The sequence below is a fragment of the Bradyrhizobium sp. 1 genome (assembly GCF_023073315.1).
Lineage (GTDB): Bacteria > Pseudomonadota > Alphaproteobacteria > Rhizobiales > Xanthobacteraceae > Bradyrhizobium.
The window spans coordinates 535612-549507 of the sequence record NZ_JADPJH010000034.1 but is presented as its reverse complement, the minus strand read 5'-3'; the positions used below and the strand labels follow the sequence as shown (position 1 = coordinate 549507).

Here is a 13896-nt window from a genome sequence, read left to right as displayed (position 1 = left end):
CCTCATGCGCGCCGTGACTGTGGAAAGGATTTGCGTCCATCTTGTATGTAAGGTACAAGATAAAAAGTAAAGCAAAAACAATGACTCGGGCAGCCGTCAAGATCGTTGAGGGATCAGCGGCTTAGTCCGAGGCTGCAACAAAGGGTGGTGTGATGACGGAGGCAATTCGCGGGTTCTGGGTGGCGTCGGCGACGCCGCTGGCGATGGATGGCAGTGTGGACACCGCAAAGCTCGCCGCGCACGCCAGGCAGCTCTTCAGCAAAGGTGTCGAGGGTGTCGTGCTGTTCGGCACCACCGGCGAGGGCACCTCGTTCAACGTCGCCGAGCGCGTCGCGACCATCGAAGCCGTGCTCAAGGCTGGTATTGCGCCGGAGCGGATCGGAATCGGCGGCGGCTTCGCTGCGATCAGCGACAGTATCGCGCTGACGCGCGCCGTGCTCGGCCTCGGCCTGCGTCACCTGCTGTATCTGCCGCCGTACTTCGATCGCAGTGTCACGCCTGAGGGCATCGAGGACGCCTTCGCCGCGATCATCGACAGCGTCGCGGACGATCGCCTGCGGGCCTATCTCTATCACATCCCGCAGGTCTCGGGCGTTGCGATCCCGATTAGCGTCGCCGCGAGCTTGCGCAAGCGTTACGGCAAAGTGGTTGCCGGCCTGAAAGACTCCAGCGGCGACTTCAAGCAGTTCCAGGCGTTCCGTGCCGCGGCACCCGAGCTCGCCATCACCGTCGGCAATGAAACCGATATCACCCGCGCGATTGCCGGCGGCGGTGCCGGCACCATCTGCGGCATGGCCAACATCGCGCCCGAGCTGGTCAAGGCGATGATCGACGGCAAGGACGTCGAAGCACGCATGCAGGCCGCGGTCGATATCGTGGTCAAGTCACCATCCTTCCTCGCGACGCTGAAGGCGATTCTCGCGGCGCAAACGGGCGATGCAAGCTGGGTGCGTGTGCGGCCGCCGCTGCGGGCATCGTCTGATGGCGCTGCGCTCAAGGCGAAGCTAGACCAGCTGACCAGCCCTGCCATCGCATAAGATCGCTTTTTAGCTGCGGCAATCGTCCAGGGCGCGGGCCGACATGGCGCGGACCGCCACGAGCGCTGCCGCAAAGCCCGCGATCGCGCCGATGCTGAGTGCCCAGCGGGGGCCGAGATGGTCCGCCACCCATCCGACGATCGGCGCGCCGATGGGCGTGCCGCCGAGCGCGACGCCGAGGCGTAGGGCCATCACGCGCCCCCTCATCCTCGGTTCGGTGGAGAGCTGCATCATGGCATTCGAAGTATTGGTGACCGTCAGTGCGGCGCCACCGATCACGACCAGAGCGGCGCCGAACAGCCAGGAACTAGGCGCAAGCGCAGCCAGCGTGCAACCCGCTCCAAAAGTCGCAGCCCCCAACAGCAGCGAGACGAACCGCGGCTGGGCGCGCCCTGCGGCCAGCAATGCGCCCGAGATCGTGCCGACCGCCATCGTCGACGACAGCAGGCCGAAGCCGCGCGCATCGGTGTGGAAGACGGTGACCGCCATGGTCGAGATGAAGATCGGGAAGTTCAGCCCAAACGTGCCGATCAAGAACAGCATGATCATGATCGCCCTGAGATCCCTGCGCGACCAGACGTAGTGAAAACCCTCCGTCATGCCGCCCTTGGTCCGGACGGCCCGCGCGTTCGGGCGAAGCTCCGAGCTGCGCAGCAAGGCGAGCGAGCTAAGGACTGCCATGAAGGATGCGGCATTGAGCAGGAATGCCCATCCGGTGCCGATCGAAGCGATGATGATTCCCGCGATCGCGGGCCCGATCATCCGCGCGGCGTTAAAGGACGTTGAGTTGAGCGCGATGGCGTTGGAGAGATCGCGGTCGCCGACGAGCTCGGCCACGAACGTCTGGCGCACCGGGGCGTCGAAGGCAGCAGTGCAGCCGAACAGGAAGGCGAACGCGTAGACGTGCCAGAGCTGCACCAGGCCGGTGATGGTGAGAAGGCCAAGGGCAAGTGCCAGCACGCCCATCGTCGCCTGTGTCGCGATCAGAAGTCGTCGCTGGTTGAAGTGGTCGGCCGCAAACCCCGTCCACGGCATCAGCAGGAGCTGTGGTCCGAACTGGAGCGCCATCACCACGCCCACGGCCGACGCATTATGCTGTGTCAGCTCGGTGAGAACGAGCCAGTCCTGGGCGGCACGCTGCATCCACGTTCCGGTATTGGACACCAGCGCGCCCGCCGCCCAGACGCGGTAGTTGTAGTTCCGCAGTGAGCGGAATGTGCCCGCGGTCGCCACGCTCACGAACTCGTTGGCGTATTGCCGCCGTGGAACCGGCCGAAGTGTCGCGCGCAAAACAGGCTGAGGAGCAGGGCGCCGCATCCGAGCGCGGCGACATCGCGCGTGTCCATCAGGGCGAACTCTCCGACCCGACAGACGAGGAGATACCCGACGATGACGTTGAAAAAGCCCCAGAGCACGTTGACCGTTGACGAGGATAGTCCTTCTCCCCGCGGCTGCGCGAACGGGCTCTGGAATGGCTCTCCTCGCAGGCCACTGACGAGATGCGGAATGGCATTCGCCAGAAATGCGCCGCCGAAGAAATAAGAAACGAGATGAAGCCAGTTCATGCCTGCGCGCTCCGTGTTGCCAATAATTCGATGATCGCCTGCGTCGTGCCGCTCTCGCCGAGCCGCGGAAAGACGTTTGCGATGCTGTAGTCGTGAGCCTCGCGACGCGGATCGGTCATCGCGTCGGTGGCAAGGGTGACATTGAAACCCGCCTCGTAGGCCTGGCGCGCGGTGGACTCGACGCCAGTGCCGGTCGCGACGCCGGCGATGACGACCTGCGTGACGCCGCGCGATCGCAGCTGGCTTTCGAGATCGGTGCTGGCGAATGCCCCCCAGGTCCGCTTGGTCACGGCGATATCGCCGGGCTGCTGATCGAGCTCTGGAATGAGAGTGGTCCATCCGTCGGGGAACGGACCACCGGCACGCGGCCGCTCGGTGCGGCCCGGCGCTCCGCCATCGACGTTGACCAGCGCGACCGGCAGGCGATGCCGCCGAAACGCAGCGGCCAGCGCGCAAGAGCGTTGCACGACATCGCCCACGACATCACCCATAGCATGGACGAGAGTCGAGCCGACGATGCCGCGTTGCAGGTCGACGACAATGAGGGCGGTGATCGGGTCGAGCGTCGTGAGAGCCATCATCGTATCCTTCCGGCAGCTGCCTGTTCCGCGCGGTGGATGCCGCGGAGCCGCGTCAATCGTCGACAAGCCGCTTGAGCAAAGAGACGGCGACCGCCAGTTCGTCTTGCTCCCGTAAAGAGAGCCGTGTCGAAATGGTGCGCGACAGCCAATCCTGCCGGGCGGCGCGGCCGACCCGGATCCAGTCGCGGCACGCCTTTGTCAGCGACAGGATGGTTTGGCGGCCATCCTCCGGATCGGGTGCGCCAATGACCAGGCCCGCGGCCTGAAGAGCCGCGACCGCGGTGCTCATTGATTGCGGACGCATTCCCTCGGACCGTGCCAGGCTCGATACCGTTGCAGGGCCATCCTTCTCCAGACGCAACAGGATCGACACCTGTGAGGGTGCCAGGTCGCCTTGACCTGCCTGTTCCCGCAGCCGGCGCTTCAGCTTTCCGACCAGCGACCGAAGGTCTTCAGCGAGCGCGCCGGCGCGTGCGGAGGGGCGTTGGTCCGATGAATTGATCATGCCGGATCGAATGGCATATAGACAGATAAACTGTAAAGATTATCTGTGTAGTAAGTCTGAACAAAATGGCGTGATCAGGGGCGCTGCTGTCGCGATGACGACATGGAGAAGTTGAGCGCGGTCGCCGGTTATCCGAATGATTGTGCGACATCGCGTCGCGTCGCCACGCACTCGCCGAAGATGTCGCGTCATCGATGACAGTGGTCAGCATCGACAATGTGCAGGCGTGCTCAACTCGTGTTCCAATCTCGACGCTGCGATTTCTGCCCATCAAAGCATCGCAATCTGGATCGATGCGTCGTCATCCGATCGTGCTCACACTTAGAACGATTCAACACTAGAGTGATTCAACGCCGCTTACGGTTCTCTTCGCATACAGCGACTGTTACAGGCCCAAACTTCAACGTTCTTGACTTGAAGTGGAATGAAAGTGCGTGCCCATCTGGATGGCCAGCGTGTCCGCGGCCGTCGTCATCGTGCCGGCAAGAGCCGTGCAGGTCTTCTTATCGGTGCAGCGGTGTTGCTTGCCGAATCCCCCTTCAACACGACGAGCGCACTGGCGCAATCGGCGCTGCCGCCGGTGGCGGTTGAGGCTCCTGTGCAGCGGCCGAAGCCGGCGCGCGCATCGGAGCAGTCTCCGCGGCGCACGCAAACCGCCGCGCGACAGCGCAATCGCAATCCCGCCCCCGCGGTGCAGACGCTCTCGGAGCGCGCAGCTGCTGCAGCTGCCGCACAGCAAGCCGCCAAGCTCGGCTACCGCGCGATGCCGAGCTCGACCACGCTGCGCAGCGGCGCTTCGCCGCTCGATACGTCGCAGGCCGTTAACGTCGTGCCCGAGCAGGTGCTGAAGGACCAGCTCCCGCGCAACATCGACGATGTGCTGATCAACGTCTCCGGCATCACCCAGACCAACACGCTCGCCGGCAGCCAGGACGCCGTGATCCGCCGCGGCTTTGGCGACAACCGCGACGGCTCGATCATGCGCAACGGCATGCCGCTGGTGCAGGGTCGCAGCTTTAGTTCCGCGGTTGAGAGCGTCGAGGTGCTGAAGGGGCCGGCCTCGCTGCTCTACGGCATCATGGACCCCGGCGGCATCGTCAACACCATCAGCAAGCGTCCGGAGCTGTATCAGCACGGTTCGGTCACGCTGCTTGGTTCGGCCTTCAGTGCCTCTAAAACCGGCGCCGATGGCCTGCTCGACGTCACCGGTCCGATCGGCGACCAGGGCCTTGCCTATCGCTTCATCGGCTACGGTGTCAGCGAGGACTATTGGCGGAATTTCGGCCGCCACCGCGAAATGCTGGTAGCGCCGTCACTGGCCTGGTACGGCCAGGACACCACGGTGCAGCTCAACTACGAACACCGCGAGTTCATCTATCCGTTCGATCGCGGCACGGCGTTCAACCCGGTGACCAAGGCGCCGCTGGCGGTGCCCTCCACGCGCCGGCTCGACGAGCCCTTCAACAACACGTGGGGCACATCCGACCTGATCCAGACCTCGATCGAGCACCGCTTCAATCAGGACTGGAAGCTCTACGCCGGCTACAGCTACAACACCGAAACCTTCAGCGCCAACCAGCTCCGCATCTCCACCCTCAACTTTACGACCGGCGTCGAGACGCGCAGCAATGACGGCACGCAGGGCTCGCTCAGCAATGTCAGCTATGGAACGTCCTATGTCTCGGGCGGGTTCTGGCTCGGCAATATGCGCAACGACGTGGTGTTCGGCGGCGACGGCCAGTATCGCACCATCTACCGCGACAATCTGATCCGGCAGGCGACCCCCGCCATCAATGTCTACAATCCCGTCTATGGGCTGGTCGGGCCGGGGACGACCGTGTCGAACCCCGACAGTGCCCAGACCGATAAGCTCGGCCAATGGTCGTTGTTCGTCCAGGACACGCTGCATCTAACTGAACGGTTCGCGCTGGTCGGCGGCGTGCGCTACATGGACTACGACCAGATCGCCGGGCGCGGAAAACCCTTCGTCACCAACACCAACGTATCCCAGGACAAGGTGCTCCCGCTCGGCGGCGCCATTTTCAAGCTGACCGACGAGATATCGCTCTATGCGAGCTACACGCAGTCGCTGAAGCCGAATTCGACAATTGCGCCGATCGGCGTCTTTGTCGATTCCAACGTCGCGCCGGAAGAGGGAGTGTCGTACGAGACCGGCATCAAGTTCGATCTGAACAAGCGCATTTCCGGTACGCTGGCGCTCTACGATCTCGACAAGAAGAATGTGCAGACGACGAAGACCAACAGCGCGAACGTAGTGGAACTCCACACCGTCGGCCGTGCCCGCTCGCGCGGCATCGAGTTGGATGTCACTGGCAGGCTCACCGACAGCTGGGCTTTGATCGGCAGCTATGGCTACACCGACGCGCGGGTGACGGAGTCCGAGGATGTCACGCTGCTCGGCAGGAAGTTGCAGAACGTCGCGCTGAACACGGCTTCGCTCTATCTGGTCTATGACTTCGGCACGGCTTTGCCGGGCCAGCTCCGTCTCGGCGGCGGCGCGCGCTATGTCGGCGACCGTCCCGGTGATGCCATCAACAGCTTCTTCCTGCCGTCCTATGTGGTCGCCGATATTTTCGCGACCTATGAGACGAAATACCAGAACACGCCGGTGATCTACCAGTTCAACGTCAAGAACCTGTTCGACACCGTCTACTATCCCTCCGCCGTCAACAACCTGAACGTCGCGATCGGCGACGCGCGTCGCGTGTCGCTGTCGGCAACGGTGAAGTTCTAGCGATGACCGTGCGGCAAAAAGCCACCGCGGCCCTGATCGCGCTGGCGTCTGCCTGCACTGCGGCCGCGAGCCGCGCCGAGGAGATCACGCTCTATTCGACCAGGGAGGCTGCCCTGGTCGAACCTGTCGTTGCAGCTTTCACGGCCGCCAGCGGTATCAGGGCGAAAATCGTCTTCGTCGAAGACAGCCTCGTCAAACGCCTGGTGTCGGACGGCGAGGCGTCGCTCGCCGATGTCCTGCTGACGATCGGGCTGGACAAGACGACCCAGCTCTCGGCCCGCGGCCTGACGCAGGCTATGTCGTCGGGGCTGATCGAGCAGGCTGTTCCGGCAAATCTCCACGGTGGCGGTGCGCAATGGGTTACGCTTGCCATCCGCCCGCGCGTCGTATTTGCGCGCAATGACAGCGCGCTCGCGGCGATCGACTATGAGGACCTCGTCGATTCCAAATGGCGGGGCAAACTATGCATGCGCTCGCCGCTGCATCAGAACAATGTCGCGCTGGTTGCGGCCTATCTCGTCCATCACGGCGAAGCCGCGACGGAGGCCTGGCTTGCCGGCCTGAAGGCCAATCTCGCCCACAAGCCCGATGGCAAGGACAACGACGTAATCCGCGAGATCGCGCAAGGCGTTTGCGAGATCGGCATCGGAAATACCGTGGCATTGGCGCAATTGCGTGACGGACGGGAAGGGGCCGACTGGCGCACCTGGGCGATGAAGGTCAAGACGGTGCCGACGACATTCACGGGCGGCGGCACGCATGTGAACCTCACCGGCGCGGCGATCGCGAAGCACGCACCGCATCCGGCCGGCGCGCGACAATTCCTCGAATTCCTTGTCACGCCGGCAGCGCAGCGGATTTTTGCTGCCGCCGAGCTGGAGTATCCCGTGCTCGCTTTGGCGGAGCGTGCGCCCGTCGTTGCCGAAATGGGCTCGTTCATCGCCGACGCGACGCCGATCGACCAGATCGCCGCACGTCAGCAGGCTGCGATCGCGCTGATCAAGAAGGTTGGCTTCGATGAGTAGGGTGGGGCATCACATCAAGGCCGCCCTCCACCAGGTCCATTCCATCGCTGGCCTCGTGCTCGCGCTGCTGCTGGCCCTGATCGCGCTGACCGGCGCTATCATGAGCTTCGAGGATGAGATCGTCGATCATCTGAACGCCGACATCATGCACGTCGCGCCACGGGCGGCGCCGGTGCTGATGCCGGACGAATTGATCGCGCGCCTGTCAGCCGCGCAGGACGTCGGCAAGGTCTCCGCTGTCACGCTGGCGAGCGACCCGTCCGCCGCGGTGCGTCTCCGCTTTGCCCGCGACGAGCAGGGCGCGCGGCCGTCGTCGCTCTATGTCGATCCCTATGATGCGCGCGCTCTCGGTACGCCGCGAGGTGAGGAGTTCTTTGCGACCGTCCGCAGGCTGCATCGCTGGCTGCTCATTCCCGGCGACGCCAAGGGCTGGGGGCGTCAGATCACCGGCATCGCCGCGCTCGGCCTGATCGTCATGCTCATTTCGGGCCTCGTGCTGCGCTGGCCCCGCCGTGCCGGCAGCGTGAGGATGTGGCTGAAGCCCAATCTCGGTCTCAGCGGGCGCGGATTGCATCGCTCGCTGCATGCGGTGATCGGCACCTGGGTGCTGCCGGTCTATCTGGTGATGACGCTGACCGGGCTGTGGTACGCGTTCGACTGGTACAAGGATGGCGTCGCCTGGCTGCTGTCGCGCCCGCAAATGGCCGCGGCGAAGATGCAGCCCAAGATGCCCACAAAGCAGCCGCGCGCGGCTGACCGCACTGAGCCGGCTCAGGCGATGGGGTTCGATCGCGCGTGGTCGACGTTCCAGCGCGAGGAGGGCGGCCGCTTCTCCAGGGCACTGCTGACGCTGCCCGCCGGTCCGGGTACGGTGATACGCATGCGGTCGTGGCAGAAGGACTCGAAGCTCGAATCCGTGCGCGATGAGTTCCGCATCGACGCTGTTACCGGTCTGGTGGTCTCCGCGGAGCGCTATGCCGACAAGACGCTCGGCGAGAAGGCTATTGCGAGCGTACTCGATATCCACTGCGGTGCGATTTTGGGCTGGCCCGGAAAGCTCGCCTTCATGATCGCCGCGGCGCTGATGCCGCTGTTCGCGGTCACCGGCATTTTGCTTTATCTGTCGCGCCGCAAGCTGCGGCGTCCGGCGCAGCCGCCGATCGGGCGCCTCGTTCCGGGCGAGTGAACGGACGCGAAGGCTAGCCAAGGCCGCCGCAATCGTTCAAAAGCCCATGGCTCGCTCTCGTCAAGGTCCGCGCCATGAAGCTTCCGACCGTCACCCCCGCCGACATCCGCCGCGCGCTGCTGCTCGGCGAGGAGATCGCGCTGCTCGATCTCAGATACGAGGCCGGCTTCGCCACCGGCCATCCGCTGTTCGCCGCCAACATGGCCGCAGACCGGATCGACATCGAAGCCGAGCTGCGGCTGCCGCGCAAGGGCGTGGCGATCGTACTCTATGATGACGGCGAGGGCCTCGTCGCCGTAGGTGCCGAGCGCCTCGTCGCCCTCGGCTACACCAACGTTCGCGCGCTCGACGGCGGACTGAAAACCTGGCGCGATGCCGGCTATCAAATGTTTGAGGACGTCAACTCTTACTCCAAGGCCTTTGGCGAACTGGTCGAGTCGCGCAGGCACACGCCGTCGTTCAGCGCCGATGAGGTCGCAAAACTGATCGCGGACAAGGCCAACATCGCTATCCTCGATGTCCGCCGCTTCGACGAATACGCGACCATGAACATCCCGGGCTCGGTCAGCGTGCCCGGCGCGGAACTGGTGCTGCGGGCAGGGCAGGCGGCGCCCGATCCTGAGACCACCATCATCGTCAACTGTGCCGGCCGCACCCGCTCGATCATCGGCACCCAGTCGCTGATCAATGCCGGCGTGCCCAACAAGGTGCGGGCGCTGCGCAACGGCACGATCGGCTGGACGCTGGCGCGGCACACGCTCAACCACGGTGCTGACCGGCGCGGCGCGATCGGGCCGTTCGACGGCGGCCCGGCCAATGCCCGCGACGTCGCCTATCGCGCTGGCGTCCGCCGCATCGGCGAAAACGAGATGACTGCGCTTGTCGCGCAGACGGATCGCACGCTCTATCGCTTCGACGTGCGCGACGCCGAGGAATATGCCGCCGGCCATCTTCCCGGCTTCCGGCATTATCCGGGTGGTCAGCTCGTCCAGGAGACCGACATGGCCGCACCGGTGCGCGGCGCACGCATCCTTCTGACCGACGACAAGGGCGTCCGCGCCGACATGACCGCATCCTGGCTCGCGCAGATGGGCTGGGAGGTCTATGTGCGCGAAGGCGGCTATGACGGCGCGCTCGAGATCAGTCCGCCGCTTGTGCTGCCGAAGCCCGACCCGGCCCACCGCTACCGGCGGCCCTACGAAGGCACCGACGTCGCCGAGCGCGCGATGCAGGCCTATCTCGACTGGGAGTATGGCCTTGTCGAGCAGCTCCGCCTTGACGGCACGCACGGATTCTACGTCATCTGACTACCGCCCCGCCATCTTCTCCCCGTATCCAAGCCCTATTGTGCTGCGCACCGTCCGCGGTCTATGTGCTCAGGCAAAGCCGTCACCTATGGAGATTCCATGCCAGCCCCAGGCCAAAACCCTGAGCGGAGCGCGAAGGCACTACTGCTCGAAGGCGTCAATGACAGCGCCGTCGATATCTTCCGGAGCGCGGGCTTCACCAATGTCGAGCGGCTGACCAAGGCGCTCGATGGCGAGGATCTACGCCGGGCGCTCAAGGGCGTGTCGCTGCTCGGCATCCGCTCGCGCACCCAGATCACCGATGAGGTGCTCGAAGCCGCCGATGGGCTGCTCGCGGTCGGCTGTTTCAGCGTGGGCACCAACCAGGTCGATCTCATGGCGGCGCGCAAGCGCGGCATTCCCGTGTTCAATGCGCCGTTCTCCAACACGCGCAGCGTTGCCGAGCTCGTGATCGGCGAGATCGTGATGCTGCTGCGCCAGATCTTTCCACGTTCGGTGTCGGCGCATGATGGCGGCTGGGACAAGTCCGCGGCCGGCAGCCGCGAGGTGCGGGGCCGCACGCTCGGCATCATCGGCTATGGCAATATCGGCTCGCAGCTCTCGACCCTCGCCGAAGCCATGGGCATGCGCGTGATCTATTACGACCGCACCGACAAGCTCCGCCATGGCAACACCGAGCCGGTCGAGAAGCTCGACGAACTGCTGGCACAGAGCGACGTCGTCAGCCTGCACGTGCCGGAGACGCCGGAGACCGCTGGCATGATCGGCGAAAACGAGCTGCGGGCGATGAAGCCGGGCTCGTTCCTGATCAACAACAGCCGCGGCACCGTGGTCGATCTCGATGCGCTCGCTCGCTCTTTACGCGACGGCCATCTCGCCGGCGCCGCGATCGACGTGTTTCCGGTCGAGCCGTCCTCGAACGCCCATCGCTTCAAGAGCCCGGTGCAGGGCCTCGGCAACGTCATCCTCACCCCGCATATCGGCGGCTCGACCGAGGAGGCGCAGGAGCGCATCGGCGGCGAGGTCGCGCGCAAGCTGGTCGATTATTTCATCACGGGCTCGACCATGGGCGCGGTGAACTTCCCGGAGGTGCAGCTGCATCTGCGCCCCGCCGGCGCGCGCTTCAGCCATGTCCATCGCAACGTGCCGGGCATGCTGCGGCGGCTGAACGAGGTCTTCCTCCAGCGCGACATCAACATCGTCGCGCAATATCTGGAGACCGCGGGCGATCTCGGCTACGTCGTGCTCGACGCCGATCTCGCGGGGCAGGATTCGGCGACGCTGCTCGCGCAGATCAGCGCCCTCGACGGCACGGTCGGCGCGCGACTGGTGTTCGAACACTAAACTGGCCCACGTTCCGGTTGCATTCTGCGGCTATTGCTCCCACACTGCGGTCGAATTCGACATGTTCCACATCATGTCGAATTTGAATTTCAGTTGCGTGAGTGCCGCCCATGGAACGGGACACCGTACTGATCGATCTCGCGCTTCAAGGCGGCGGTTCGCACGGTGCCTTCACCTGGGGCGTGCTTGATCGCCTGCTGGAAGAGAAGTGGCTCAGCATCGTCGCGATCTCCGGAACATCCGCAGGTGCGATGAATGCGGCGGTGCTGGCGGACGGGTGGACCGCCGGTGGCGCCGAAGGCGCGCGCGATGCGCTTGAAAAATACTGGCGCCGCGTGTCGAAAACCGCCGCCTTTAGTCCGCTGCAACGCTCGCCGCTTGATCGGCTGATGGGACGTTGGACGCTCGATACGTCGCCCTTCTACATCCTCACCGATCTGATGTCGCGCGTGCTCTCGCCCTACGATCTCAATCCGAGCGGATACAATCCGCTGAGCAAGGTTCTGGCCGAGAGCGTCGATTTCGCAAGGCTCGCGCGCTCGCCGATCAAACTGTTCATCACCGCGACGCGGGTGCGGACCGGCCGAGGGCGCATCTTCCGCAATGCCGAGATCACCGCCGAGGTGCTGCTGGCATCGGCCTGCCTGCCGACCATGTTCCGTGCGGTCGAGATCGAGGGCGAGCCCTATTGGGACGGCGGCTTCGCCGGCAACCCGACGATCACGCCGCTCATTCGCGAAAGCGACGCGCATGACACCATCCTGGTGCAGATCAATCCGACTGAAACGCTGGAACAGCCGAGGACGGCTGCGGAGATCCTCAATCGGTTGAACGAGATTTCCTTCAACTCGCCGCTGATGAAGGAGCTGCGCATGATCGCGCTGCTGCGGCAGGCCGCCGACCCCGGCAGCGGCGAGGGCGCGCGTTGGGCGCAAATGCGAACGCATCGCGTCAAGAGCGACATGCTGGCGAAGTTCGGCGCGTCATCGAAGCTCAATGCTGAATGGGAATTTGTCTCGATGCTGCGCGATGAAGGGCGTCAGGCGGCGCAGGCGTTTCTCGACGAACATGGCAACGACGTCGGCCAGCGTTCGACGGCCGATCTCGACGTCCTCCTGGCGGAGTGCTGAGGCGTGGGGCTTCTCGGCATTCTCGTCGGCCTCGGCCTGCTCGTCCTGTTCGCCTTCCGCGGCTGGAGCGTGCTGCTGCTTGCGCCGTTCGCCGCACTTGTTGCCGCGCTGTTCGGCGGCGAGCCATTGCTGGCCAATCTGACGCAAATCTACATGGCGAATGCGGCCGGTTTCCTGGCGCAGTTCTTCCCGATCTTCCTGCTCGGCGCCGTCTTCGGCAAGCTGATGGACGACAGCGGCGCGGTAGCCTCGGTGGCGGGCTTTATGGCGCAACGCCTCGGCGAGCGCCGCGTGATCCTCGCGGTCGTGCTGGCCGGCGCGATGGTCACCTATGGCGGCGTCAGCCTGTTCGTCGCGTTCTTCGTCATCGTCCCGATGGCGCGCTCGCTGTTTCGTGCGGCTTCAATTCCGCGGCGTCTGATCCCGGCCGCGATCGTGCTGGGCACATCCACCTTCACCATGTCCGCTCTGCCGGGCACGCCATCGATCCAGAACGCGATCCCGATGCCGTTCTTCGGCACCACTCCGTTTGCCGCGCCGGGGCTGGGCATCGTCGCCTCCCTGATCATGCTCGGGACAGGATTGTGGTGGCTGCGTCGGGCCGAAGCCAAAGCCCGCCGCGCCGGGGAAGGGTATGGCGAGGACGTGCAGGGCGCGGCCGAACGCGCTGCCGATGACGAGCTGGTCCGCGAACGCGCGACGACCGCGCGCGAGTTCGATCCGGCCGAGATCCGGCATGGACGCCGCAGCGAAGCGGCGTCTCCGGTGGCGAGCGCCATCCTGCCACTGGCCGTCGTCGTGGCCGTCAATCTCGTGATGTCGCTGCTGGTGCTGCCGCGGCTCGACGTTTCGTATCTGAGCGAGCAGCGCTTCGGTGGAACATCGCTCGCCGCGGTCGCCGGCGTATGGTCGGTCAGTGTCGCGCTTGGCGCCGCCATCGTCGCGACCATCGTGCTGAACTGGACCCGGCTTCCCTCGCTGCGGCAGACCATGGACGCCGGTGCCAATGCATCGGTGCTGCCGGCGCTCAGCGTCGCAAGCCTGGTCGGATTCGGCGCGGTCATCGCGGGGCTGCCGGCTTTCGAAACGGTGCGCGACTGGGTGCTCGCGATCGAGGGCGGCCCGCTGGTGTCGCTCGCGGTCGCAACCAACATCCTTGCGGCGCTGACCGGCTCCGCGTCCGGCGGCCTGACCATCGCGCTCGACGCCCTCGGCCCGACCTATGTCGAGCTTGCCTCGCACACCGGCATCGATCTTGCGCTGATGCACCGCGTCGCGGTGATCGGCTCGGGGACGCTGGATATCCTGCCGCACAACGGCGCGGTGGTCAGCCTGCTCGCGATCTGCGGCCTGACGCATCGTGACAGCTATTTCGACATCGTGATGGTCGGTATCGTGTCGTCGCTGCTGGCGCTGGTGGCCGTGATCGCGCTGGGCGAAGCGCTGGGATCGTTTTAATCG

General features: G+C 64.9%; 12 protein-coding genes. 8 read left to right on the top strand and 4 right to left on the bottom strand.

Translation table 11 applies throughout. The features are described from left to right. Positions 1-152 precede the first annotated feature (152 nt). A complete protein-coding gene (locus tag IVB29_RS32565; protein WP_247507499.1) occupies positions 153-1037 on the top strand; it encodes a dihydrodipicolinate synthase family protein in 885 nt (294 codons plus the stop codon). A gap of 9 nt (positions 1038-1046) precedes the next feature. Here IVB29_RS32565 and IVB29_RS32560 read toward each other — a convergent pair whose 3' ends face one another. The 4 genes from IVB29_RS32560 to IVB29_RS32545 are packed head-to-tail and all read right to left on the bottom strand — an operon-like array spanning position 1047 to position 3688. Then, positions 1047-2276, bottom strand: a complete 1230-nt coding sequence (locus tag IVB29_RS32560) for an MFS transporter (RefSeq protein WP_247507498.1) — start codon at positions 2274-2276, stop codon at positions 1047-1049. Beyond that, positions 2273-2602, bottom strand: coding sequence for a hypothetical protein (locus IVB29_RS32555; protein ID WP_247507497.1), 330 nt, complete (start codon positions 2600-2602; stop codon positions 2273-2275). The genes IVB29_RS32560 and IVB29_RS32555 overlap by 4 nt, the downstream gene beginning before the upstream one ends. Next, on the bottom strand, positions 2599-3180 hold the full coding sequence (locus IVB29_RS32550; RefSeq protein ID WP_247507692.1) for an isochorismatase family protein: 582 nt from the start codon (positions 3178-3180) through the stop codon (positions 2599-2601). The genes IVB29_RS32555 and IVB29_RS32550 overlap by 4 nt, the downstream gene beginning before the upstream one ends. Positions 3181-3235: 55 nt before the next feature. Continuing rightward, positions 3236-3688, bottom strand: coding sequence for a MarR family transcriptional regulator (locus IVB29_RS32545; RefSeq protein ID WP_247507496.1), 453 nt, complete (start codon positions 3686-3688; stop codon positions 3236-3238). A 424-nt stretch (positions 3689-4112) separates the two neighbouring features. Between IVB29_RS32545 and IVB29_RS32540 the strand changes: the two genes are divergently transcribed. From IVB29_RS32540 to IVB29_RS32510, 7 genes are all read left to right on the top strand, one after another. Continuing rightward, positions 4113-6443 carry a TonB-dependent siderophore receptor gene (locus tag IVB29_RS32540; RefSeq protein ID WP_247507495.1) on the top strand — a complete coding sequence of 777 codons (2331 nt, stop codon included), beginning with the start codon at positions 4113-4115 and terminating at the stop codon, positions 6441-6443. 2 nt (positions 6444-6445) lie between these two features. Next, on the top strand, positions 6446-7468 hold the full coding sequence (locus tag IVB29_RS32535) for an extracellular solute-binding protein (RefSeq protein ID WP_247507494.1): 1023 nt from the start codon (positions 6446-6448) through the stop codon (positions 7466-7468). Further along, on the top strand, positions 7461-8654 hold the full coding sequence (locus tag IVB29_RS32530) for a PepSY-associated TM helix domain-containing protein (RefSeq protein ID WP_247507493.1): 1194 nt from the start codon (positions 7461-7463) through the stop codon (positions 8652-8654). The genes IVB29_RS32535 and IVB29_RS32530 overlap by 8 nt, the downstream gene beginning before the upstream one ends. Before the next feature lie 74 nt (positions 8655-8728). Further along, positions 8729-9961: a rhodanese-like domain-containing protein gene (locus IVB29_RS32525; RefSeq protein WP_247507492.1), complete on the top strand. Its 1233-nt coding sequence runs from the start codon at positions 8729-8731 to the stop codon at positions 9959-9961. A 99-nt stretch (positions 9962-10060) separates the two neighbouring features. Further along, entirely contained in the window at positions 10061-11305 is a 1245-nt protein-coding gene (serA, locus tag IVB29_RS32520) for a phosphoglycerate dehydrogenase (protein ID WP_247507491.1), read from the top strand. 110 nt (positions 11306-11415) lie between these two features. Continuing rightward, positions 11416-12435: a patatin-like phospholipase family protein gene (locus IVB29_RS32515; protein ID WP_247507490.1), complete on the top strand. Its 1020-nt coding sequence runs from the start codon at positions 11416-11418 to the stop codon at positions 12433-12435. Between the two features lie 3 nt (positions 12436-12438). Then, positions 12439-13893 carry a GntP family permease gene (locus tag IVB29_RS32510; protein WP_247507489.1) on the top strand — a complete coding sequence of 485 codons (1455 nt, stop codon included), beginning with the start codon at positions 12439-12441 and terminating at the stop codon, positions 13891-13893. The last annotated feature ends 3 nt before the right edge of the window (positions 13894-13896 follow it).